This is a genomic window from Oceanobacillus zhaokaii (assembly GCF_003352005.1).
In the GTDB taxonomy this organism is placed as follows: domain Bacteria; phylum Bacillota; class Bacilli; order Bacillales; family Amphibacillaceae; genus Oceanobacillus; species Oceanobacillus zhaokaii.
The window spans coordinates 2,981,692-3,005,999 of the sequence record NZ_CP024848.1; the positions used below are offsets into that span (position 1 = coordinate 2,981,692).

Annotated in this window: 18 protein-coding genes, 2 pseudogenes and 1 other annotated feature; of the genes and pseudogenes, 7 read left to right on the top strand and 13 right to left on the bottom strand. The window is 36.3% G+C overall.

The window, feature by feature from the left end; genetic code table 11:
* The first annotated feature begins 71 nt into the window (after positions 1 to 71).
* A complete protein-coding gene (locus CUC15_RS15075) occupies positions 72 to 1,517 on the top strand; it encodes an MBL fold metallo-hydrolase (RefSeq protein WP_114917453.1) in 1,446 nt (481 codons plus the stop codon).
* 30 nt (positions 1,518 to 1,547) lie between these two features.
* On the opposite strand, the gene CUC15_RS15080 is transcribed toward CUC15_RS15075, so the two are convergent.
* From CUC15_RS15080 to CUC15_RS15090, 3 genes are all read right to left on the bottom strand, one after another.
* Positions 1,548 to 2,258 (bottom strand): AAA family ATPase, encoded by a 711-nt coding sequence (locus tag CUC15_RS15080; protein ID WP_114917454.1) that lies wholly within the window; start codon positions 2,256 to 2,258, stop codon positions 1,548 to 1,550.
* A 63-nt stretch (positions 2,259 to 2,321) separates the two neighbouring features.
* Positions 2,322 to 2,543: a hypothetical protein gene (locus tag CUC15_RS15085; protein WP_114917455.1), complete on the bottom strand. Its 222-nt coding sequence runs from the start codon at positions 2,541 to 2,543 to the stop codon at positions 2,322 to 2,324.
* A 153-nt stretch (positions 2,544 to 2,696) separates the two neighbouring features.
* Positions 2,697 to 4,106 carry a SpoVR family protein gene (locus tag CUC15_RS15090; protein WP_114917456.1) on the bottom strand — a complete coding sequence of 470 codons (1,410 nt, stop codon included), beginning with the start codon at positions 4,104 to 4,106 and terminating at the stop codon, positions 2,697 to 2,699.
* A 217-nt stretch (positions 4,107 to 4,323) separates the two neighbouring features.
* Between CUC15_RS15090 and ymzB the strand changes: the two genes are divergently transcribed.
* Positions 4,324 to 4,674, top strand: a complete 351-nt coding sequence (gene ymzB / locus CUC15_RS15095) for a protein YmzB (protein ID WP_114917457.1) — start codon at positions 4,324 to 4,326, stop codon at positions 4,672 to 4,674.
* Positions 4,675 to 4,719: 45 nt separating this feature from the next.
* On the opposite strand, the gene yhbH is transcribed toward ymzB, so the two are convergent.
* Both yhbH and CUC15_RS15105 read right to left on the bottom strand, forming a co-directional pair.
* Positions 4,720 to 5,883, bottom strand: coding sequence for a sporulation protein YhbH (gene yhbH / locus CUC15_RS15100; RefSeq protein ID WP_114917458.1), 1,164 nt, complete (start codon positions 5,881 to 5,883; stop codon positions 4,720 to 4,722).
* Between the two features lie 182 nt (positions 5,884 to 6,065).
* Entirely contained in the window at positions 6,066 to 7,961 is a 1,896-nt protein-coding gene (locus CUC15_RS15105) for a PrkA family serine protein kinase (protein WP_114917459.1), read from the bottom strand.
* A 359-nt stretch (positions 7,962 to 8,320) separates the two neighbouring features.
* Here CUC15_RS15105 and CUC15_RS15110 point away from each other — a divergent pair, with 359 nt between their 5' ends.
* Together CUC15_RS15110 and CUC15_RS15115 are read left to right on the top strand one after the other, a co-directional pair.
* Complete coding sequence (locus tag CUC15_RS15110) at positions 8,321 to 9,847, top strand: Ppx/GppA family phosphatase (protein WP_114917460.1); 1,527 nt, start codon at positions 8,321 to 8,323, stop codon at positions 9,845 to 9,847.
* 234 nt (positions 9,848 to 10,081) lie between these two features.
* Positions 10,082 to 12,178 carry an RNA degradosome polyphosphate kinase gene (locus CUC15_RS15115; protein ID WP_114917461.1) on the top strand — a complete coding sequence of 699 codons (2,097 nt, stop codon included), beginning with the start codon at positions 10,082 to 10,084 and terminating at the stop codon, positions 12,176 to 12,178.
* Between the two features lie 163 nt (positions 12,179 to 12,341).
* On the opposite strand, the gene CUC15_RS15120 is transcribed toward CUC15_RS15115, so the two are convergent.
* Positions 12,342 to 12,560, bottom strand: a complete 219-nt coding sequence (locus tag CUC15_RS15120) for a DUF2187 family protein (RefSeq protein ID WP_114917462.1) — start codon at positions 12,558 to 12,560, stop codon at positions 12,342 to 12,344.
* A gap of 266 nt (positions 12,561 to 12,826) precedes the next feature.
* Between CUC15_RS15120 and CUC15_RS15125 the strand changes: the two genes are divergently transcribed.
* On the top strand, positions 12,827 to 13,672 hold the full coding sequence (locus CUC15_RS15125; RefSeq protein WP_114917463.1) for a metallophosphoesterase family protein: 846 nt from the start codon (positions 12,827 to 12,829) through the stop codon (positions 13,670 to 13,672).
* A gap of 237 nt (positions 13,673 to 13,909) precedes the next feature.
* The gene (locus CUC15_RS15130) at positions 13,910 to 15,139 is read left to right on the top strand and encodes an EAL and HDOD domain-containing protein (RefSeq protein ID WP_162800332.1); all 1,230 of its coding nucleotides are present in this window, start codon (positions 13,910 to 13,912) and stop codon (positions 15,137 to 15,139) included.
* Positions 15,140 to 15,296: 157 nt separating this feature from the next.
* Here CUC15_RS15130 and CUC15_RS15135 read toward each other — a convergent pair whose 3' ends face one another.
* Together CUC15_RS15135 and CUC15_RS15140 are read right to left on the bottom strand one after the other, a co-directional pair.
* On the bottom strand, positions 15,297 to 17,675 hold the full coding sequence (locus CUC15_RS15135) for a polyprenyl synthetase family protein (protein WP_205317611.1): 2,379 nt from the start codon (positions 17,673 to 17,675) through the stop codon (positions 15,297 to 15,299).
* 68 nt (positions 17,676 to 17,743) lie between these two features.
* Positions 17,744 to 18,250 carry a DUF1648 domain-containing protein gene (locus tag CUC15_RS15140; RefSeq protein WP_114917466.1) on the bottom strand — a complete coding sequence of 169 codons (507 nt, stop codon included), beginning with the start codon at positions 18,248 to 18,250 and terminating at the stop codon, positions 17,744 to 17,746.
* A 384-nt stretch (positions 18,251 to 18,634) separates the two neighbouring features.
* Here CUC15_RS15140 and CUC15_RS15145 point away from each other — a divergent pair.
* A pseudogene (locus CUC15_RS15145) lies at positions 18,635 to 19,620 on the top strand (acrylyl-CoA reductase family protein).
* Positions 19,621 to 19,805: 185 nt separating this feature from the next.
* Here the strand turns inward: CUC15_RS15145 and CUC15_RS15150 are convergent.
* From CUC15_RS15150 to CUC15_RS15170, 5 genes and pseudogenes are all read right to left on the bottom strand, one after another.
* Positions 19,806 to 20,186 (bottom strand): VOC family protein, encoded by a 381-nt coding sequence (locus CUC15_RS15150; RefSeq protein ID WP_114917467.1) that lies wholly within the window; start codon positions 20,184 to 20,186, stop codon positions 19,806 to 19,808.
* A 12-nt stretch (positions 20,187 to 20,198) separates the two neighbouring features.
* A pseudogene (locus CUC15_RS15155) lies at positions 20,199 to 20,552 on the bottom strand (VOC family protein).
* Between the two features lie 134 nt (positions 20,553 to 20,686).
* Positions 20,687 to 21,916 carry an MFS transporter gene (locus tag CUC15_RS15160; RefSeq protein ID WP_114917468.1) on the bottom strand — a complete coding sequence of 410 codons (1,230 nt, stop codon included), beginning with the start codon at positions 21,914 to 21,916 and terminating at the stop codon, positions 20,687 to 20,689.
* A 92-nt stretch (positions 21,917 to 22,008) separates the two neighbouring features.
* Positions 22,009 to 22,315: a binding site (T-box leader), on the bottom strand.
* A 101-nt stretch (positions 22,316 to 22,416) separates the two neighbouring features.
* Positions 22,417 to 22,950: a hypothetical protein gene (locus tag CUC15_RS15165; protein ID WP_114917469.1), complete on the bottom strand. Its 534-nt coding sequence runs from the start codon at positions 22,948 to 22,950 to the stop codon at positions 22,417 to 22,419.
* A gap of 160 nt (positions 22,951 to 23,110) precedes the next feature.
* Positions 23,111 to 24,301, bottom strand: coding sequence for a DUF4317 domain-containing protein (locus CUC15_RS15170; RefSeq protein ID WP_114917470.1), 1,191 nt, complete (start codon positions 24,299 to 24,301; stop codon positions 23,111 to 23,113).
* Positions 24,302 to 24,308: the final 7 nt, after the last annotated feature.

Consider the following 24,308-nt stretch of genomic DNA (forward strand, 5'->3'; position numbering starts at 1 on the left):
TACCTTTAACACATATGAACAATTACATATTTAAATAAATTTGTTATTCGATGGAGAGGAGCAATTAAAACATGCTATTACGTTATTTTTATGATGAGAAACTATCACATGCATCTTATTTAGTCGGTTGTCAGGAAAAAGGCGTCACAGTTATCATTGATCCCATGCGCAATATTACTCCATATATTCAAGTAACAGAGACTGAAGATATGAAAATCGTTGGCTCACTAGAAACGCATATACATGCTGATTTCGTAACTGGGTCAAGAGAACTTGCCGATCAATTCGGAGCAAGACTCTACCTTTCTGATGAAGGTGATGTTGATTGGACATACCAGAATTTAGAATCAATCGACCATCAATTACTAAAGGATGGAGATCAATTTAATATTGGAAATTTAGTCTTTGACGTGATGCACACACCTGGACATACACCGGAGAGCATTTCCTTCCTCCTGACTGACAGCGGTGCAAATATAAATAAACCAATGGGCATTTTTACAGGAGATTTTGTTTTTGTTGGAGACATCGGTCGCCCTGATTTATTAGAAAAGGCTGCTGGGCTTGAAGGTACGGCAGCGTCTGGGGCAATGGCAATGTATCAATCACTTAAACGCTTTAAATCATTACCCGATTATTTACAAGTTTGGCCAGCACATGGCGCAGGAAGTGCCTGTGGAAAAGCACTTGGTGCGGTACCGTCATCAACCGTTGGGTATGAAAAGCAATTTAACTGGGCACTGAATGTGGAAGACGAAACAGCTTTCATTCACGAATTACTTCATGGACAATCCGAACCTCCAACCTATTTTTCTATAATGAAGCAGGTAAATAAGCTTGGAATTGAATTAATAAAAGACACTCCTGTAATAAATGTAATTTCCTCCCTAGTAGACATTCAAAAATTGCTGTCAGAAGAACAACAAGTAATTGATACACGTGCACCGCAATTATTCGCTGCAAGCCACCTACCTGGGACAATTAATATTCCGTTCAGACAATCATTTACGAATTGGGCTGGTTGGCTTGTCGATTATAGTAAACCACTATTCTTATTAGCTAGTCCAGGTAACATTCAGGAAATCCAAATTGCTCTCCACTCGATTGGAATCGATCAGATTGCTGGATATGCTGATGTTGAAGAGATCATAAACACTGCTCCCGAGGCGTCATTAGAATCTTATGAAAACATTACACCAAATGAAACGAAAAAACTTATAGATAATCAAGAAGTATATATACTTGATGTGCGTAATCAATCCGAATGGAACGATGGGCATATTGAACAGGCACAGCATATCATGCTTGGTAAACTTCCGAAGCGAATCAGTGAATTAAACCAAGATAAGAAAATTATTGTCCATTGCAAGACTGGTTTCCGTTCAGCCATCGCTGTAAGTATACTGCAATCAAGCGGTATCCATAATGTCGCCAATATGACAGGTGGTTACTTAGCATGGAAAGCCGACACACCTGTGTTGGGTGCCAGTCACTCACCGATTTTTGTCAAATCTTGATGATTTGACTTAGTATATTTTATTAGAAACTCAATCCTCCAATATATCTTTTAAAAATCGCTCTCTATTTTCTAAAAAGTATCTCGTAATTATATAATGATCGGTCATCTCGTATTCGAGTTCCTCGATGCGGCCATCATCAAAGCACCAGTTTGTCGCATCAGGATAGCCTAATAAAATCGGTGAAAGGGTTGCAATAATAAATTGACAATCACCATCGACCGTTAAATCGTGAATGATTCTTAAAAAAGCCAATTGACGTTGTGGAGATAGCGCGGCTTCTGGCTCATCTAATAAATAAATCGCTTTCCCTTTAAATCGGTTAAGAAATAGCGAAAGATGGGATTCACCATGAGATTGCTCATGTAACGAACGTCCGCCATAATATTTATATCCATTCATATCCGTATCATCAACATGTGTTGCGAAATGATAGAAGGATTCTGCACGGAGAAAAAATCCATTCGTAACTTTGGGCATCCAGGATAGTGTGACATAATCACTTAAAGCAGCATGCACAGCATAACTATTATTTCTGTTTCCACCTGCTGTATTGAATTCGCACTTATCTGCAATCGCTTCGAGTAAAGTAGATTTACCCGAACCATTTTCACCAACAAAAAAGGTGACATTCCAATTTAAATCAAGTCTGTCAAAGCTCTTAATTGATGGAATAGAAAATGGATATTCATGATAGGAAGGAATATTTTCATGCTGGAGTGTAATTCTCTTTAGAAACATGGGAAGCACCTGCCGTTCGGCTATATTTTCGAGTAATATGCTTGCTATAATTTTTAAGCCTGCTTATCTATGGTTACACGCATTACACTGTCTTCTATCAAAATCTGGATAGCTATAATAGAAAAATTGCTGTGCAGCTTCCGATGAATCGATCAAGAACCACCCGCCATCCCTTAGTTCTCGTTCCAAGCCTTTATATTTTGTTTCTTTTTTTACTATGTATTTACATTCTGTATGATGAATTTTAATCGTCTTCGTTGGTTTATCTATGTTGATCCAAAACAAAAAAATCACTCTCTTTTAATCTATTTGTCTTTAATTATAATATACAAACTGAGTGCCTGTCACTCCTCTAAAATTCCCGATTTATGTCGACTTGCATAAAAAATAGGCTTGGATGGAAATATTATCCAAGCCCTGCGACTATGATCCAATTTACTATATACTCCGTTTTTTCACTTCATTTCCATCGTACATATAAACGACTTTTCTATCCTCGATTACCGTTTCCATATGCACATTTCTTCCCCACAGCTGATAAATATATGGAAGCACATTTTCCAAATACCGAAGATCCAGCTCTGTCCCTTCATACCCATGCATTAAATATAATTCCCCGTTTCGAGCATAGTCCCCATTTTCGACTACAATATATGGGAAACCACCATTTACCCGCATCGAAACTAATTGATCGCGTACCTGCTCATAATCTTTCTGTGTTATGCGGTAGTCTCTGCCCTTTTTCTCAAATAAATATAAATCCTCCCGTTGAACCAATTCCTTTGTCAAATAGTTCCGGATAAAGGAAATATCAGATTCAATCTCCCTTACTTCAAATATCTTCTCCCTGCCAGCATTTTGCTTATAACCCATGCGCTTCATCTCTTCTGTAGGATTATTATAGCGCTCCTCAATATCCTCAAATATTTTAATTCCAAGATAGTACGGGTTAATTGAGGTACGTGAGGGCTGAACAACTCCAGCATTTAACTTCGAGAATTCTATCGTTTCTTCCGTTGTTAAATCCATTTCCCTTAAAATCCGTTGGTGCCAATAAGAAGCCCAGCCTTCGTTCATAATTTTCGTTTCAAGCTGTGGCCAAAAATAGAGCATTTCTTCACGCATCATCGTTAATATATCGCGCTGCCAATCCTCTAATTCACGACTATGTTGTTCAATAAACAATAACAGATCTTTTTCTGGTCTGGCTGGAAATTTTTTATCCTTCTTACTTGTTCGTTTTTTCTTTTCCACTGGTCTTTCACCGATATTCCATAGGTCATCATACGCTGTCTTCCGAATACTGATTTCTTCCTCTTCCTCCTCGTTCTCTTGGTGAGGAAGTTTAGATTTTACAATTGATGGGTCAATATGCTCCTGAATGGAAAGAATGGCATCTAGAAATTTTTCCACTTCATCTTTGCCAAAGGTCATTTCGTAATCAGCAATTCGTTCAGCTGTTGCCGTCATACTCTCTACCATGTCGCGCCTCGTGTTGGAGAACCGCACATTATTTTTGAAAAAATCACAATGGGCAAGCACATGGGCGATGATTAATTTGTTTTGGATTAGCGTATTTGTATTTAATAAAAATGCATAACAAGGATTGGAATTAATCACTAGTTCATATATTTGGCTTAATCCAAGATCATACTGCAGTTTCATTCGATGAAACTGCTTTCCAAAACTCCAGTGTGTAAACCGGGTCGGCATACCATATGCTCCAAATGTATAAATAATATCTGCTGGACAAATCTCATAACGCATCGGATAGAAATCAAGACCAAATCCAGAGGCAATTTCCGTAATCTCCTCGATCGCACGACTTAGCTCCTTTGTTGTTGTCAAATAGGATCCCTCCAAATGTGCTTTTTATAGTTTATGATGCAAGTTGAAAAACATGAACAATGAAAAGAAGAGAGTAATGAATTGAAATCTTTTTGGAAATTTTGTATTAGTTTTTAACAGAAGGGAAACTTATGGAAAGGAGATATTTAATATAGAATGTACGTAACATCAAAAGATGCCATACACAATATTATTGCAAATGCTGGAGGGATTTATTATGGGACAAAAACTATTATCAATTGAAGAATTGAATCATTTATTACAGCAATGGAACGGAAAATCCATTAAAATTGTAAAGCATGAACTGGATGACCTTGATGAAACAATTTTAGATCTGGAAAGTCTTTCCTATTCAAATAATCATAATAAAAGCGATGGATATGAGGCTAAGCATGCTTTATACCTTAATGGCAGCGGAGAAATTGAAACAACTTCAGATAACTATGAGACGCTGCCCATGGATTTTTACGAAATACCACTTGAAGACTCCTCATTATATGAGTTTGACGGCTCACGCTTCATTTTGAGTACGACTAGAGGTGTGTATACGATTGAGGTAGTGGGATAATGAACATTATTAGTAAAAGGAAAAGAATCCCCATAATTAGGGATTCTAGCTTTCAACTGTTTCTTTAATGAAAAAGCTTTTCATTGCATGATATACATCACGTTTTTCTTTTAATATATAATGTCGAAATTTCGGGTCATCAATTGTTTTATATGCATTCATTAAAGTCGAATAACGGTTATAGCCATTAACCTCACCGTAGCCAAACATTGCAGAAACATTCATAATTTCTTTTACTAGATGGATACATTTTGGATTATCAGAAGTAATATTCTCACCATCAGAAAAGTGGAATGGATAAATATTATAACGAGATGGATTATACTCTTCTTCGATAAGCTCTAATGCTTTTCGATAGGCAGACGAGCAAATTGTCCCACCACTTTCCCCTTTCGTGAAGAAATCCTCTTCAGATACAACCTTCGCTTCCGTATGGTGGGCAATAAATGATATCTCTACTGTCTCATATTTGGATCGCAAAAATTTTGTCATCCAGAAAAAGAAGCTTCTAGCCATATATTTCTCAAACGTTCCCATCGATGCACTCGTATCCATCATTGCCAGTACAACTGCTTTCGATTCCGGTTTGATGACTTCATTCCATGTTTTGAAACGTAAATCATCATTATAAATCGGTGTAATTCCTGGTCTTCCTTCTCGGGCATTTCTGCGAATTGCAGTTAAAATTGTACGCTTTTTATCAATATTACCCATAAGTCCTTTATTTCGCACATCATTAAATTCTATTTTTTCAGTCGTAATCTCTGCTTGTTCCTTTTTCTGTAAGTTTGGCAGCTCTAAATCTTTAAAAAGTGCCTCCTCTACTTCAGCGATTGAAACCTCTGTTTCATAATAATCTGATCCTGCCTTGTCACCTGCTTGACGCCCTTTTCCTTGACCATTATCACCTTCACCTGGTTCACGGGCAATGACATCCCCTACTTCACTATCTCCATTACCTTGGCCAACTTGTTTCGATTTATCATAGTTATAACGAATCTTGTATTCATCTAATGAACGGATTGGAATTTTAATTACATCGCGGCCATTTGACATAATAATATTCTCTTCACTAATGAGATCTGGTAAATTATTACGTATGGCTTCCTGAACCTTTTCAGCATGACGTTGTTGATCTTGATAGCCTTTGCGATGGAGAGACCAGTTTTCCTGGGAGACAACAAAGTTCTGTTCTTGCTTATCCTGCACTTTTCCCTCTCCTTTATAATTGAATTTTCAGTAATTTTACGTTGGGTAAAAAAAATTCTTGTGTAATGCTTGCTTTCTTTATCATATGCAATGCGAAACAAGTTATTGCAAATTTTTCCTAAATAGATTAAAAAAAACAAGACTAACTAGAGAATTAGCCTTGTTTTTTCAATCCTCTATCATTATCGATTTAACAAACTACCAACATAACGAAGTAATTCATTAGCAGAAGTAGAATTATAGCCATATTCGTCAATCAATCTTGCAATCACTTCGTTAACTTTCTTCAGCTGTGATTCATCTGGTGTTTGAGAAGATGTCGTAATCTTTACTACATCCTTTAAATCCGCGAATAATTTCTTCTGGATGGCTTCTCGTAATCGTTCATGAGAATTATAATCAAATCGCTGTCCTTTTCGAGCAAAAGCGGAAAGTCGAATGAGAATTTCTTCACGGAATGCCTTCTTCGCATTTTCGGAGATACCAATTTGTTCTTCAATCGAACGCATCAGCTTCTCATCAGGATTCATCTCTTCCCCTGTAAGTGGGTCGCGGAGCTTATTCTTATTACAAAATGCTTCGACATTGTCCAAATAATTATTCATTAAGCTCTTCGCAGATTCTTCATAAGAATAAACAAATGCCTTCTGTACTTCCTTCTTCGCAATCTCATCATACTCCTTACGAGCAACAGCAATATAATTAATAAATTTATCCCGATCTTCTTTTGAAATTGATGGATGCTGCTCCAGCCCATCCTTTAATGATCGCAGGACATCAAGTGCGTTAATAGATGGAACCTCTTTACGAATAATCGTCGATGAAATTCGATTGATTACATAACGTGGATCAATCCCGTTCATTCCTTCGTCGGAATACTCCTTCTGCAGTTCTTCCAGATCGATTTTATTGAATCCTTCAACGTTTTCTCCATCATATAACCGCATTTTCTTAACTAGATCAATTCCCTGCTTCTTCGACTCCTTTAACCGAGTCAAAATAGAGAAAATCGCTGCAACCCTAAGTGCTCTTGGAGCAATATGGACATGTGCCATATCACTGCTTTTAATCATTTTTTCATAAATCTTTTCTTCTTCACTCACACGTAGATTATATGGTATCGGCATAACAATAATTCTTGAATGTAATGCTTCATTCTTTTTATTAGCTATAAAGGAGCGATACTCTGATTCGTTAGTATGTGCTACAATCAATTCGTCAGCACTGATAAGGGCGAATCGACCCGCTTTAAAATTCCCTTCCTGCGTAAGCGATAACAGGTGCCAAAGAAATTTTTCATCGGATTTTAAAATCTCTTGGAACTCCATCATTCCACGGTTGGCCTTATTTAACTCTCCATCAAAACGGTAAGCTCTTGGGTCTGACTCCGAACCAAATTCCGCTATCGTCGAAAAGTCAATACTTCCTGTTAAGTCAGCAATATCTTGTGATTTAGGATCGGACGGGCTAAATGTACCAATACCTACGCGCTTATCTTCTGAAAAAAAGATACGCTCGATTATAACATCTTCTATCTTTCCATTATATTCTTGTTCCAAGCGCATCGTATTTAATGGAGACAAATTCCCCTCAATTCGAATTCCATATTCCTCAAAAAATTCTTCACGTAAATGTTGTGGAATCAAATGCAAAGGATCTTCATGCATCGGGCAGCCTTTAATCGCATAAACCGCACCCGCATCTGTTCGAGAAAATTCCTCTAAACCACGCTTTAATAGACTGACAATTGTGGATTTACCTCCACTAACCGGTCCCATCAATAACAAGATTCGCTTGCGCACATCAAGCCTTTTAGCTGCTGGGTGAAAATATTCTTCTACTAAACGTTCAATCGCTTCCTCTAGACCAAATATTTCATCGCTAAAGAATTCATAGATTTTTTTTCCATCCTTCTTCTCTATACCAGAATCCTTAATCATATTGAAAACGCGTGAATGAGCAGTTTGCGCCACCTCAGGTTTATCCTTAATAATCTCTAAATAATCTGCAAATGTGCCTTCCCATCGTAAGCGTCGTTCTTCTTCTCGATAATTCTTTACTTTATTTAATATACTCATTTGAACTCCCTCCATCTATGCAGCGATTTATATATCCTATGCGCGGACATCCCTTATCATGCTATAGAAGTTCTAACCAATAAGTATTCCACATCACACAGGTCCGAGCTGTTAAATATTCCCCAGGAAACTTTTATCGAAAGTTGGAATTTTTTGTCAATTATATATTGAAAATTAACACACATCTCATTAACCAGTCGTAGGTTATTGCTATTATAATAGTGGGTAATGATAATAAGTAGTTGAGAAATGAACCATTAATTAAGAAATTCATTACATTTTCCGAACTGCTAAGTCCTGACGCTGAGTGACTTTTACAAACCCAGCTGATATATTTATACTAAAGAAGAGGTGGTTCCATGAAGAAAAAATATTATTCAATAATTGATATTGGTTCAAATACAATGAGACTCGTTATATATACAAAAGATAAATCCGGTCGCTTACATGAATTCGAAAATACGAAGGCTGTTGCAAGATTACGCAATTATCTTAATTCGGATAATACACTTTCGGATAAAGGTATCGCACGAATGGTCAATACATTGCGAAGCTTTAAGGAAGTCGTCGATACATACGAGCTAAATGAACTTGTCTGTGTAGCAACGGCAACAATTAGACAAGCAAAAAATAACCAAGCAATTAAAGAAATAGTAAAAAAGGAAGTAGGCTGGGAGATGCAGATTCTATCTGAGAAGGAAGAAGCCTATTATGGTTACCTAGCCGTTGTTAATTCAACATCGATTTCTGAGGGTATCACAGTAGATATCGGTGGCGGCAGTACGGAGATTACATATTTTAAGAATCGTCGACTTGTTGATTCTCATAGTTTTCCTTTTGGAGCATTAACACTGAAGGACTGCTTAACTGGCAACAAATCCATGGAAAAGAAACTTGTTAATTTACGTGCCTATTTATTTGAGCAATTTAACACATTAGACTGGCTGGCAGATAAGCAACTACCTTTAATTGGAATAGGTGGAAGTGCACGTAATCTTGCTCAAATTCACCAATCACGGGAACACTATCCGCTTGCTGGACTTCATCAATATCAAATGAATGACAGCGATATCGCTGAAACTACATCCTTTCTTTCCTCTTTATCTGATGAAGAGCTTAGAAAAGTCGAGGGGTTATCTGATGATCGAATCGATACGATAGTACCAGCAGCAAATGTGTTTCTTTGTCTTTATCAAATTATTGATGCGAAAACGTTTGTACTTAGTAGAAAGGGATTGCGTGATGGCGTGTTTTATGAACGGTTAACCGATCATTTGGAATCTCCTCTGTATCCTAATGTACTTGAGGACAGCATTGAAGATTTAGTTCATAAGTATAATTTAAATGAAACACAAATTCAGCATGTTCAATTTTTAACTAAGAAGCTGCTTCAAGAGCTGCAAATTAACGGACTAGGTTCTTTAACTGGACATGATTGGGAATTGCTAGACCGTGCCTGTCGTGTATATAATCTAGGGCAATATATTGATTCTGAATCTAGTGCACAACATACCTTCTACCTGCTTGCAAACCGAACAATCGATGGACTGATGCATATTAATCGTTTGAAATTAGCATTAATAGCATCCTTTAAGAATAAAACGGTATTTAATCAATTTATTGAACCTTTTCACAATTGGTTTTTAAAAAAGGAAAGAAAAAAGCTATGTACATTAGGTGCACTCCTTAAGTTCACTTATTCTTTAGATGCTACAAAACGACAGGTTGTTCAAGACTTTGATTTTTCAATTAGTAAAGGTGCAATAAAACTTACGCTTTTCTGTAACAGTGACTTTATGCCTGAGGAATATCAAGCAAATAAACAAAAAAAACATCTAGAAAAAGCACTTCATAATAATATTGAGCTAAAATTTGTGCGGAGTTAGGATTTAAACTAATGTTCGAATTGAAAATATACAAAAATTTTACATTTAAACGACCTTTTTCTACAAATTTTTTAGTATAATTATATATTGAGGAAATATAGTAATATTTCATTTATTTGTGATTTTCGCTAAATGTAGTTGAATGAACCAGTCTTCTGCAGGCGCCCTTTACTTAAATAATATTCTTGTAATGGGTCTTATTGCCTGTTCAGACGGGATAAAAGGGTGATATGGATGACGAGTTTAGAAAATAAGACAAACCTAGATAATCCACAATTTTATAATAATCGTGAGCTCAGTTGGCTGGCATTTAATAAACGTGTCTTAGATGAAGCATTCGATCTTAAGAATCCACTCTTAGAGCGTTTGAAATTTATTGCTATCTTCGCATCGAACTTAGATGAGTTCTTTATGGTACGTGTTGCCGGCCTAAAGGATCAAGTCCAGGCAGGTTTTAATAAACCAGAAAACAAAGCAGGACTAACACCGAAACAGCAGTTAAATGCGATTGCCAAGCAGAACCATATTCTCGTTGAAAAACAATATGAAGGATTCAATGTACTGCAACAAGCACTTACAGATGAGAAGATTTGTATCCTTGAAATCGATCACCTTACCCTCGAAGAAAGAGATAAATTAGAAGAATACTTCGATGAGCAAATCTTTCCTATTTTGACGCCGATGGCAATTGATGCATATCATCCATTTCCAATGCTACTGAATAAATCGATTAATTTGGCTGTTGTTTTAGAAGATACATATGAAGTTGAGTTTAAAAGCAGAAAGAATGCGATTGTTCAAGTACCCGCTCTCTTAGACAGGTATATTCAAATTGGCAATACGAACCGTTATATATTATTAGAAGATATTATTTCTCATTTTCTGCATAAACTTTTTAAAGGTTACCGAGTTCATTCTGTCACTGAATTTCGAATAACAAGAAATGCAGATATGACGATACATGAAGAAGGCGCACGTGACCTTCTTAAGGAGATCGAAAAGGAATTGCGCAAACGTAGATGGGGTGCAGCCGTTCGTCTTGAAGTACGTAAAGATAAATATGATACTGCAGTTATTAGCTTTTTACTGAATGTACTTGAAATTCATAAGGATGACCTTTACATTGTCGATGGTCCACTTGATTTAACCTTCCTCTTCAGATTCTATAAGGATGCACAAGTTGACCATGAGAACTTAATATATCAAACATTGATTCCACAGCGTCCACAAGATATCGATAGTAAGGAAAGTATCTTTGAAGCAGCGGAGAAACGAGATATATTCCTTCATCATCCTTACGAATCATTCGTTCCTGTTGTTGACTTAATAACGGAAGCTGCAATTGATCCTGAAGTAATGGCAATCAAGCAAACCTTGTACCGTGTGAGTGGACATTCACCGATTATTAAAGGACTAAAGCAAGCAGCAGAAAATGGAAAGCAGGTAACCGTACTAGTTGAGCTTAAAGCGAGATTTGATGAAGAACAAAATGTTCACTGGGCAAAAGAATTAGAAAAAGCCGGCTGTCATGTAATCTACGGGATGAATTTCTTAAAAACCCATAGTAAAATTACACTGATTATTCGAAAGAGAAAAGATAAAATTGTGCGTTTTGTCCATTTAGGGACCGGGAATTATAATGATTCCACTGCTGATTTATATACGGATATGGGGCTTGTCACAACAAAACGTAAATTCGGCATCGATGCCACGAACTTTTTCAATTATTTAAGTGGGTTCACAGAAAAACCTGATTTCAATCATCTTTCTATGGCACCATTTGATATTCGGACCGATTTTATTCGTTATATTAATGAAGAGATTAACTTCCATCAATTACGTGGAAATGGGCATATTATAGCCAAGATGAATTCCCTAACAGATAAGGAAATTATTAAGAAATTTTATGAAGCATCACAAGCAGGTGTGAAAATTGATTTAATCGTTCGTGGAATATGTTGCTTGAAGCCTGGAATTGAAGGAGTAAGCGAGAATATTCGGGTTCGCAGTATTGTAGGCCGCTTCCTTGAGCATAGCCGGATTTATTATTTCCATAGCGACGGCGATGAAAAAATATTCCTCTCGTCAGCAGATTTAATGACTAGAAACATGGCGAAACGGGTAGAACTTCTTTTCCCAATTCACGAAGCAGCGGTTAAAAAGCGGATTAAAGAAGTATTGACTATCACGCTTCAAGACAATGTAAAAGCCCGTGAGCAATCAAACGACGGAACCTACCACTATGTAGAAGCAAAACCAGGTGAAGCAATAATTGATAGCCAAATGACATTATTTGATATGGCATATGATGTGTTGGAGGATGAGGAGTAGTTTTATTTATGTCCTAATATCGCTTCCACTTCCTATTAAATACTGACGATCAGCTTAAAGGAGTTTGTATCAATTCGCATTCTAATATGCTAATTGATACCTGTTTTCTTAAATACGTAAGAAGCCCACCAAATCAACCATTTGATGGGCTTTTCTTATACTATTATTTTACACGTTTATAATTTTTGTGATTAACTACAGTTTTTATGGGCTCGCCAGTAGTTGAGTTCTCCCCGATTTTAATAATCACGGAATTTTCTCGTACGGTTATTACCTCGCCCTTCTTTCCTTTTTGTTCACCTTTTACAACATTGATTGTTTCCCCTACTTTCGCATGGTTAACATTCGCTTCTTCCGTTTTTGGAGTTTTTTCTTCTGCCAAAACTTGTTCCTCCTTTATTTAAGACGCATTTCTGGTTTTTCAACTTAAGAATATAATCGCAATATATATCTATCTTACCATTTTTTCCATAGTAATTCATAAGTAAACCCCTGGAAAGTGTCGAAACCCTAGATTTTTACACTTATTTTGTCATCAAAAGGAATCCTGTAGGAAACAAATTATTTACAATACTTTTACAGCTCTTTAATTGAACAACAATATTAACCTGCTATACTAATTGTTAAAGAGTATGGGGGGAGATTGTTATGAGAATTGCTGTTATCGGTGACTTGCACTTTTCTGCCTTGAAAGAAGATAATAAAGTTTTCGAGAATGAGCGTAATGCATTTTATACAACATTTATTCAGAGGTTTTTTTCTACTCCAGCTGATTTATATGTTTCGATAGGTGATTTAACGAACTACGGATTACAGAAAGAATATGAAGCTATCTATAAATTAATTAACGAACAGGAGAAACCATTTATCCATGTGTTTGGCAACCATGATACGTACGGATTGTTACGCAATGATGTTCTCAATCTAACGAAACAGAAACGATATCATGCGATTACTAAGGAGAACGCTGTTCTTGCATTTTTAGATACAACCAGGGAACAAGATTATAATGTATGGGGCGGCACATTAGACATTGAACAGCAGGAGTGGTTGTCTGAAGTCGTTGAGCAATCTGGCGAACTACCAGTTATTGTATTTGCACATCATCCTGTACATGAAACGACGATGCATTCTGATCGTGAAAATCAATCGATTCATCCAGACATTCCGATTTGGGATATTTTAAAAAAGAAGCAAGGCAAAGGATTATATATAAATGGTCATAATCATTGCATCTCCATTGCTGAGCGGGATCAATGGACGTTCATACAATTGGCAGCAGTGTTAGATCAACAAGCTGCAAGTGTGATTAATATAGCAGATACAGAGATCACGATCGACTATTTTGATCTTACCGATGAGAATTTACAACAACAAGCCAAAACGATAGGTAATGCAATGGATCATTTTACATTAGAACGCCATCAGTTTGGAATTCTGGCAGATACCAATCATATCATTCAATTAAAACAGATTTTAAAACCAGAGGTCTAGAGGTTATCAGAGATGATGGCCTTTTTCTTTTGGGTTCATTTATTATTATTTGTTACTAGATGCGAGTACATTATTTTAAAGAGCGATTTGCTAATAATCCCTCCTCATCCAGTAATAGTTCTTAAATTATTACAACTAATCACTTCCTTCCTTCTACCTATTTTCTTATTTATTGCTATAATATAATAAACATAAAAAATACAAATTTTTATGGAAATTCGCTTAGAGGTGGACATCTTGGAAATTTATGTAGCTAGACAGCCCATATTAAATAACAATCAAGAAGTTTGCGCATATGAATTATTGTATCGCAGTAATAATCAAAATGAGTTTTCAACTATTGATGGAGATTATGCTACATCTGATGTAATTAATAGTTTCATGCATATCGGGATTGAAGAACTATCAGAGGGTAAACCCTGTTTTATAAATTTCACGGATACATTACTTGCTCATTCCGTACCAGAATTCTTTCCACCAGAAATGATTGTTGTAGAAGTCCTAGAGACCGTAATTCCAACCGAGCAGATTGTTGAGAGCTGTAGGAAGTTAAAGGAAAAAGGTTATAAAATTGCATTAGATGATTTTATTATGCGAGATGGAGATAAAAATTTTGAGAAACTGATAGAATTAGCCGATATTATTAAAGTTGATATACATAACACACCCTATAAGGAGCAAAGGATTATTTTAAACGCCCTTAAGCAATATAATGTAATTTTGCTAGCCGAGAAAGTAGAAACAATGGCTGAATATGAGCAATGTTTAATAGATGGCTATACTTATTTTCAAGGTTACTTTTTCAGCAGACCTGCCGTCTTATCAACAAATGATGTGCCAGTTTACAATCATAACATTGTACTTATTTTGAGTGAACTTGCGCAACCTGAACCAAACATTGACAAGATCACGGGAATCATAGAAACAGATATTTCACTATCGATTAAATTACTGCGATTAATAAATTCTCCGATGGTCGGATCGATTTACGAAATCAAATCAATCAAACAAGCTATCGCATATTTAGGATTTAATGAATTAAATAAATGGATATTCCTGCTCTCTTTACGTGAAAGAGTAAATCAAAGGGATATGCGACTGGATGAAGTGATGAAGATGTGCTTTATTCGTGCTAAGATTAGTGAATTAATTGCGTTGCATAAAGGAAAACGCGCTGAAGCCTCAAGCTACTTCTTAGTTGGTTTGCTTTCCTTAATTGATACATTAATGAAGCTGCCTTTAGATAAATTAATGAATCAGCTGCCATTAAATAATGATATTAAAAAAACAATCCTAGGAAAAAATACGCATTACAGCGATATTTTCCATTTAACTGTAACAATGGAAAGGGCCGATTGGAGAGAGCTGAATACTCTTGCTAACAAGGTAGATATCAGTAAAAGAAAGCTGTTTGAAATTTACAAAGAGGCGCTAAGATGGACGAACGGAATTGTGAATGAAGCATAATAAGTTTGATGGGTTTCAGGGTCAGATTTTTTGGTTGTCTTTTTAGTTTCCATTGTTTCGCGAAAAGCAAAAGGCAGATATGTAAAATTTAAGTTATTTATTATATCATCATAGAAAAAGAGTAGCCACAAGTTGCAGCTACTCCATTTTTCTGTTCTTAGTAATCTCGATGTACAAGATAATTCAATACATGCTTTAGAAAGGGATTCTCCTGCTTCAATTCTTGTAATATCTCCATCCCAAGACAATAATGCTCCCACATCTCTTTTTTTGCTCCTTCTTGACCTAATACAGATACGAAAGTTGAATTGTTATTCTTTGAATCTCTATTAGGTGACTTCCCTAGTAGCTCTTGATCCCCATCTACATCAAGTAAGTCATCTTTAATCTGAAAAGCGATTCCTGCATGACGAGCGAATTTTTTCAATGCTTGTTTTTCTAATTCATCTGTTCCCGCTAGGATGGCTGGCATTATCAGAGCTGCTTCAAATCCTAATCCTGTTTTATAGAAACACATTTGATTTAATTGCTCTAATGTCAATGGTTCTTCTTTGGTTTTTAAATCCATTGCCTGTCCTCGGCACATCTCTGCAGTCACGCTTGCCGAATAGTGGATCAGCTGGAGGACCAATTTCGCATCGAAGGTTTCGAGAGATGCCTGCTCTTCAACTGCTTTTTGCGTCAAAAAAAGTCCAGTCAATTCCGCAACCGCAGTGTTATATGCTTCGTGGAGGGTCGGATTCCCCCTCCGTAGATCTGCATTATCCTGGGCTGGCAAATCATCATAAATCAAAGAAGCAGTATGCATATATTCCAATGATTTCAGCAATGGCAAAATTGCAGCCTTGTCTAATCTATATTTCTCTGTACCCATAAACCATGTAACAATTGGTCGCAGCCGCTTTCCGCCACTAATTAAACTATAATTTGCAGCTTCAATAATCGGCTCATTCATTATAGAAACAGATCCACCATTAGAGATGGGTAAGAAATCATTAATCTCCTTACGCATCATGCGTGTCATTTCTGTAAATTCTTCTCTCTCCTTTCGCTCCTTCTGCAAATTGCTAACCATATGGTCACGAAGTAATTTATCGAAAAAGTCAACGTCAGTCGCTTTACGAACCATCTGTTGTATGGTTTGATTAAATGCAGGATTTGCAGAGAAAAACAGTTCCATCACTTCATTGTATCCTTTATCTCCTTTTTTCTCTTTAAATCGTTTCAGCCCATTTATCGCACGGTCTAAAATAATATCGCTGGTCTTGGGATCAGAATCATATACTTGATGAATTAAATTGGCGATAACCGTCCAATATAATTCAAACGGATTGATAAGGTCTGGACGTTTTTTATGGTGTTCGAGGTAATACGTATACGGTGTTACCCTGCCACCTTCTCGATCGTCAACCATATCTGCAAAGTCATCTGCTAGTTGGTTGTATATACCGTAGTAAAATGTCCGATTATCAATACCTTCGTCCTCTGGGGCACTGATGATGGAACGAACAATTAACCGAGATGCTGATGATTTTAAAATGACTGGGACATACAGCTCTTCATTCGTATAGTTTTCATTTGCGAGATTCTTAACACGGTCCACCTCTTGTGATTTAAAGAACACATAGGCCTGCTCAAGAAAAGCTCTCCATTCCTCTTCCGGCTGATTTTCCTTAATGAATTCAAAAGCAGCTTTTAGTTCAGAATGGATAAATAGCATTAAATTTCGATTTTTCCCAGTCCACTCACCTAACTCTGGTACAGCTCCTGTTACAAGGGTAACCCGGATCAGTTCGGAATACTGGTTTCTTTCCTGCTCAGACAATACATTTGAATCAAGTAAATCATCAATAAATGGATAGGTTAGACCATAAGCATATCCAAGCCTAATTGTGGTATCGAGCCTTGTGGACTTCTCTTCCGGCGCAACCTCGTCTCCCAGTTCTTCAATCTCTTGCATGACTAATCCCGCAATAATCTTGATTAATTTCCGCTGCGCTTCTTCGGCATCCATTCCTTCAGGTATATTTGCTGTTATCGTCTTTAGCTTTTCAGTTACCCAAATTAGGGTGGATTCGATGCCGTTCCTTTGTGCTTTTCTGTATAATTTCGCCATGCTAAATACGTCATCATTATCAGCTTGTTTTGTTGTAAGATCTTTTTTCAAACCGTTTACGACACTTTGAATCCGTTGCTTCGTTTCTGGCGAATCTAGAGCCTTCCCCATGTCACGCATGAAAATATAGGAAATACTTCGATCAAGATAGGGCTCTAATTTTCCTGTCATATCCAACCACCCGATATACCTGTGATAATCCTTTTGACTTGGTTTCTTTTTATTTGTAAAAAAGGATAATAGTGAGCGACGATGGATATGATTCGATTTCCATGATTCAAAATCCTTTGTTAACGTTGGCACATATGTCTCTCCTGCATGCTGGTCCGCAAGGGAATTAAAATACTCCACAGCCTTTTGCTCTGCCAGTCGATACGATCTGTCAGCATTTATTATTGTTTTTTCATTCATACTTTTCATTACCTCAAATTCATGATTTCTTGAACATTCTCTTCTATTATATTAATCAAACGATACATCTATATCTATTATTGTATTTTTCTCTGTTTTACAATACCAATTATTATTGGCAGAAACACGCTAAGTAATGCTGCGGGTAAGAACCACCCTCCTAATGGGTTCCCCCAACCTAACGCAATTGAAATGGACTCAAATATTATAGATGCAAAGATTATTAGTGAAATATTTTTTAATTGATTAACCATCTTCCTGCTATTTAAATAAAATTGTTTCGCATTAGCTAAATTAAGTCGTTCGGAATAATTATGAGTTTCTGGGTATCTCTCAAATACTTGCATTAATAAAATAATGAAGACGCCTATTACTGGCAATATTAATAATTCCCATTTTACTCCCCACCGGTCAACTTCCCCAAGTGCATTATAATGTGCTGGAATCTGATCAGGCAGTGAATTCCAGACAACTATTAGTAAAATAATGCTTCCAATATAACATGAAAGGCCAATAATATCCCAAACGAATTCACTTTTGGTCTTTTCAAATTTAAGCTTTGGATGTTTCGAAGCGTTCGTCATTGTAACACTCCCTTGGTAAATTCAATCCTATTTATAATTTAACTGTAATACGTGTGCATGGTGAAAAAGATTCATCTTTATTTGCACAGGCTGGCGCACTCGTACCTTGGACCTGAGAAGGGATCTTTGCTGCTATGACACTCGTTGTTCAAATAACCGGTTTTCAAAAAATAAGCGTATTAGAGATGGGAAATAAAAATTTTTTCCAGACAATCAGAAAGTCACACTTTCTCACAGCAGTTCACAGGTATCACGTAAGATGGTATTGATTACTGAAGTTTATCTCTTTACTGACCATTCCCAAAATGATATCGTGGATGTGCGATTAGGACAGGTATTTTATTTGGAATTGATAATCAAAACAGAAAGGAAATGACAATCAAAATGAAAAGATTTCAAGCGCTCGTATTAGATAAAGCAAATGATGAGACGAATTTAGAAATCAAACAATTGAGCATGGATGATCTTCCAGAGGGAAACGTAACCATTCAGGTGAAATATTCAAGTGTAAACTTTAAGGACGGTTTAGTTGCGATTCAAAATAAAATTGTAAGCTCCTACCCAATGGTTCCAGGAATAGATTTAGCTGGAACGGTTATTCATTCAAAAGTTGAACAATATAAACCAGGTGATGAAGTCATTGTTACTAGCTAGTAATTAGGTACAGGACATTTTGGTGGATTTAGTGAAATTGCACGTGTACCTTCAGGATGGGTTGTTCCTCTTCCAAAAGGATTATCTTTAAAGGAATCTATGATTCTCGGAACAGCTGGTTTTACCGCTGCATTAGCAGTTCAAAGGTTGGAAGACAATGGGTTGAACCCAACGATGGGCCTATTTTGGTAGCTGGTGCTACAGGTGGGGTAGGAAGTGTTGCTGTCAATATTTTAGCTGAAAAGGGTTATCATGTTGTAGCAAGTACGGGAAAAACAGATCAAAAAGAATATTTAAAAGGATTAGGTGCGAAACAAATCATTGTTCGCGATGAAATAGTAGATAACAACAATCAGTCAGTACGTGAAGAAAAATGGGCTGGTGCTATTGATCCTGTAGGCGGTAAAACACTCCAATACATTCTAAGTACATTGAAGTATGGTGGTTCTGTAGCTACATGTGGTTTTACAGGTGGAAGTGACGTTTCCACAACCGTTTTCCCCCAAATTACAAGAGGTATTAATTGGCTTGGTGTTGACTCTGTTCAATATCCAATGGAAAAACGTTTAGAAATTTGGAATCGACTAGGTGATGATTTGAAACCAACAATGTTAAATGAAGAAATGTTACATGAAATCTCATTAAACGAGCTGCCAGAAGTATTACGTAATATTTTACAAGGCAAAGTAAGTGGAAGAACACTTGTTAAATTATAGAATATAGATTTTTTAGGGAAAAAGGATGATGATTTTCTTTTTCCCTTTTTTACAACTAACTTTTACGTCCGTTTCTGCTCTTTGCTCTTAGGCGTTATTCAACTAGAAGTAACGATCCATCTCGTTCCTGAATCCAAAAAGGAGATAGAATAAAGTTACATTCGTGAAAGAATCCAGCTAATCATTTAACAGTTACAAATCATAACCACATTTCCATCTGGATCTTTTATATTAAACCAGGCTGTATCTCCTACTATTTCTATTTCTCTCACAATTGTAATGTCTTTATCTTTAATATATTTATATGCTTCATCAATATTTGGGGCATATAGATTAAAAATAGGACTTGAGCTTACATTATGTTCGAAGCTTGGGTCAAAGGTGTGGTCATCTAAAGTTAGAGATGTAGTCCCTCTTATTGGTACGTTAAAAACCGGGGACACAACTTTGTTTAGATCAACTTGCAACCCTAACAAATCGGAATACCATTTTGCCGCTTTCTTCAAATTTGTCACATGAATAAACACGCTATTCATTTGATTTTTTATTGGGATTATTTTTTCCATGTATATAACCACCTAATATTTATTTTGAATAAGTCCAATACCAAGTCCAACAGGGTCTACCAAGTAAGCAAGATAAAAAGCATCAAATTCCATTTTTTCCCGTACAACCATCGCTCCATTGTCTTTAGCTCTAGAAATTGCCTCTTCAATTGAATCTACTTCAATTTGAATCCTTATTCCATGAGGATAATCAATTGGACCTTTTGCAATTCCGCCATTCATTTTAGGCTTAACTTAGTCTCCTGTTGTAACAGGCCAATAATCCCACTGTGGTTCGGCAATTTTCCAACCAAATACATTCGAATAAAATTCCGCTGCTTTTTCAGGCTCTTGACTATTTAGTTCAAAACCAATCACTCTTCCCACCTTCTCCACTCCCTTCTTCAAAAATATCATTAACTCGGTAACACACCTATCGTATTTAGTAACAAATGAGGATGGAAGATTCTAAATATTCATTTTAATAATATCATAAGTATACAATCCATTAAAGATATATTTCATGCTTGATAAAATTCCTTTTTCGAAGGATATAAGCTAAATATTAATAGGATTAAGGATAGAATCACCATCACAAAAACACCAATAATTACGGTTAATTGAATCGATATCATTTGAGCAGCCATTCCCATGATGCCTGTAGCTGCTATAATTAGTAATGCTTCAATTAGACTATAAATACTCCTTACTCTCCCCATCATATTAACTGGTATATTATTTTGATAGAAAGTAAGGTACCCTGTATTGGCGTATGCGATAAAAAATGATAGAATGAAAAATCCTATCCCTGCAGAGAGAAAAGAATCTGAAAAAGCATATATAATATATCCGGTTGAGACGAATACTGCACCACATCCAATTAATAATGAGGTTCGTATATTTTTTAATAGTAATACGTTTATCATAGCTCCAGTAATAATACCTGCCCCAGCAATCGTCACAAGGAAACCATATTCACTATCTGATAAAAATAAAACCTCTTTAGCAAACGCAGCCTCGAGTGAATCAACTGCACTTGCCATCACGACCATGACACAGCTGAATAAAAAGCTAATGATCATGATATAGCTATATTTACGACTAAAATTAAACACTGCGGTCCAATCATTTTTTAATAAACCAATAGTCATTTTTTCCTCTAAAGTAGAAGCAATCATTTGTTTTTCCAAATTTGGCATTAGAAACGTAATTAGTCCCGAAAGGAATAATGCTATAGCATTCAAATAAATTGCAAATTCTGGTGAACCTATAAGAAATAGCATGCCTGCAACAGCTGGACCAGTCAGAAAAGCACCCGAAGTAACTAAACTATAGAGGGAATTAAATTTCTTCCTAGCTTCGACAGGTATTAATTTTGTAATATAAGTCATAGAAGTCGGCTCAAATAAAGAACTAGCCATATTCAGGATAAAAACTATGAAATAAATTAGAGGTATAGATGATATTAATGGTAATAGAGTTATCAGCATCGCTCGGAAGATATCAAGGAAGATCATTAGTCTACGCTTATTTAAACGATCAATAATACTTCCAGACCAAAAATTCGTAAATAAAGTAGCTAAAGGTTTAATAATATACAAACCTGATACTGCCAGTGGCGAACCAGTCATATCTAAAACGATTAAATTCAACGCGATAAAGTAAACCCATTCGCCAATATTTGAAATGCCAATCCCTAGTAATAGTATGGAACGGTATTTCCAAGAAGCAATTTTATTCTTTAATAACATATTATCGCTCCCCCATTATTCAATATTTAGTGATTACAACACGCTACACTTCTTTATTAAAAACAAAAAATTCCCACCCCCAAGACCTTAGCCTTGGAGACGAGATTTTTATAATCGTGGTGCCACCCCAGTTTGTTAATATGTCACCATATTAACCTCTTCAAGTACTGCAAAAGAACTAAGCGCAAGCACCGGTTTAGTGATGTATGGGCGCTAGCGCTGGACGAAATTTGCTTATACTTTAGCTCTATAACAGGAGCTCCTGTCACGCCATCATTTTCTCAAATCCAACGTGATACTCTGAGACTTGCTTCAATGAAATAATTTATACTCCGTTTCAGCATCTGGAGCTCTCTGTAATAAATGGTTTTCATTTACTCTTCTCTTCATCGCTTTTCCAGTATTTATTTTCAGATATCTTATCATTTAGAAAAATATAATACAATACCCAATTTGTCACTCTTTTAGTTTGCTTAAGAAACTAAAAGTGGATTCAACTATCAATCACTTAATCCTTCTAGAAATTCATATACATGATCACTCATTTCTTTGTAATTCATCCAATGTAAATAATGAGTGCCCCCCATAATTACCAGCTTATTTGGCCCGCAATTATTTAATTGCGAATGAAAAAATGTTATATTCGATTTAGCCTCTTCATTTCCCTTCTCATCCTCCTTAGTAAAAATCATCACAGGAATTTCAGACGGAAATGTCATATCAATTGTGCTATCAATATTATTATTAATTTCATTTGCTTCAGTAACTACAGTTTTGTTGTAGCCTTTCCAAGCTGAGATAGCCTTTGTCATCCTTAAGTTTGCTTCTGAATAAGTACCTTTCTCTGCTATTGGAAGGAAGTTTTCGGGAGTTATGTATAACGCTAATCTTGCAATTCCAGTTGGTGCCATATAACGAAAATAGGCAGGCATGGCAGGGGCAGTTTCGCCAAAATACTCCAATGCTTGTGGCAATGTAGGATCTATTCCAATGATGGCTTCAACTTCATCTGGATAGGTGTTGGCATAATACATACTGTAGATTCCAGATATTGAGTGGGGCATTTATCTTAGAGCTCTATTTCATAACTACGGATTAATTTTATTATGAATAATCTCGATTTATACTTTGCTAACTACTAAAAAAACAGGTCCTTTACCTGAGTAAAAAACCTGCCTTTGTCTTTGTTATCACTTATTCCGAATCCTTTTCCGCCTTTTGGAACAATGCTTCTGGGAGCATTTCAAATCCTTCAATCATTGTATTTTCCTCTAATTCAATAATGAGACAAAGCTTGCCGTCAATATGAACCTGTCGAACATAACGAAGTTCTTGGGGACTCACTGCAATATCCGCTACCTTCGTTTTAATTTTGATTGACTTCGAGGAATACTTTGGAACGATGCTCGTTGCTTTCATCTCATAGGATTTATCATCAATAATTTTATCAAACGCTGATTCGACCTTTTCCTTATCGATATCCTGGATGCCACTGCTTGTCAGCACGTTAGCCACGTCCCGGTAATCAATTTTCGGTGTTTCAGGTTCCTCGTTTTCCTCTATCACACGCTGGATTTCATCATAGACATTGGCAAGGGTTGAAGTATTGATCTGGTCACCTGCTACATCTTTAACAATTTCTTCAAAAATAATTTTATCGTCTTCAGCTGTCATTGCCTCTTCCGCATTCAACACGTTTTCGATAAAGTGATAATCCAGCTCATATGCCTTTCCTGCAGAATAAAGCACCCGGTTCACATCCGCAGCATGATCGGTAAAGCAAGGAAACAGGAATCCTCCCACAGGCGCCTTTAGATTAATTACTGGGTCAACAACAAAATGATACTTGAATTCCTTCTCCACATAGTCAAACAGCAATTCCTTCTTCGGATCCTGCGTTTTATTAATACTGCATAAAATGAAAGAATGTGAATAAACTTTATCTCGACTGCTCTCTTCTGACTCTTCATTGCTCCGTATGGTTGGCTTCAGATATTCACCGCGAATAAACGTAACGACAATGTCATTTTCATATTGCTTATCTGCCAGCATTTTTTCTACAAGCTGAAGCATTTGACTCATCCACTCTTTCGTATCGTTTGCTAAAATCCCTTGATGGAGAATCAGCTGACTGCTGTTCTCTACCTCCCGCTTAAATTTCAGTTCAAATAATTTCTGATCCAATTGACCAGTTAGAACCTTCTTAAAGTTCGCCATAAATAAATCCTGCTGTTCCTGTTCCAGCATTTCAAATGGTGTGCTTTCGTAATGGTAAATATCACTGGATTCTTTCATAATATACACATTAAAAATATCGTTAATTTTTAATAAATCATTGTTTACTTTGAATTGCTTCTTAATATCAGCTATATCTTTTTTATTCAAAATCGCT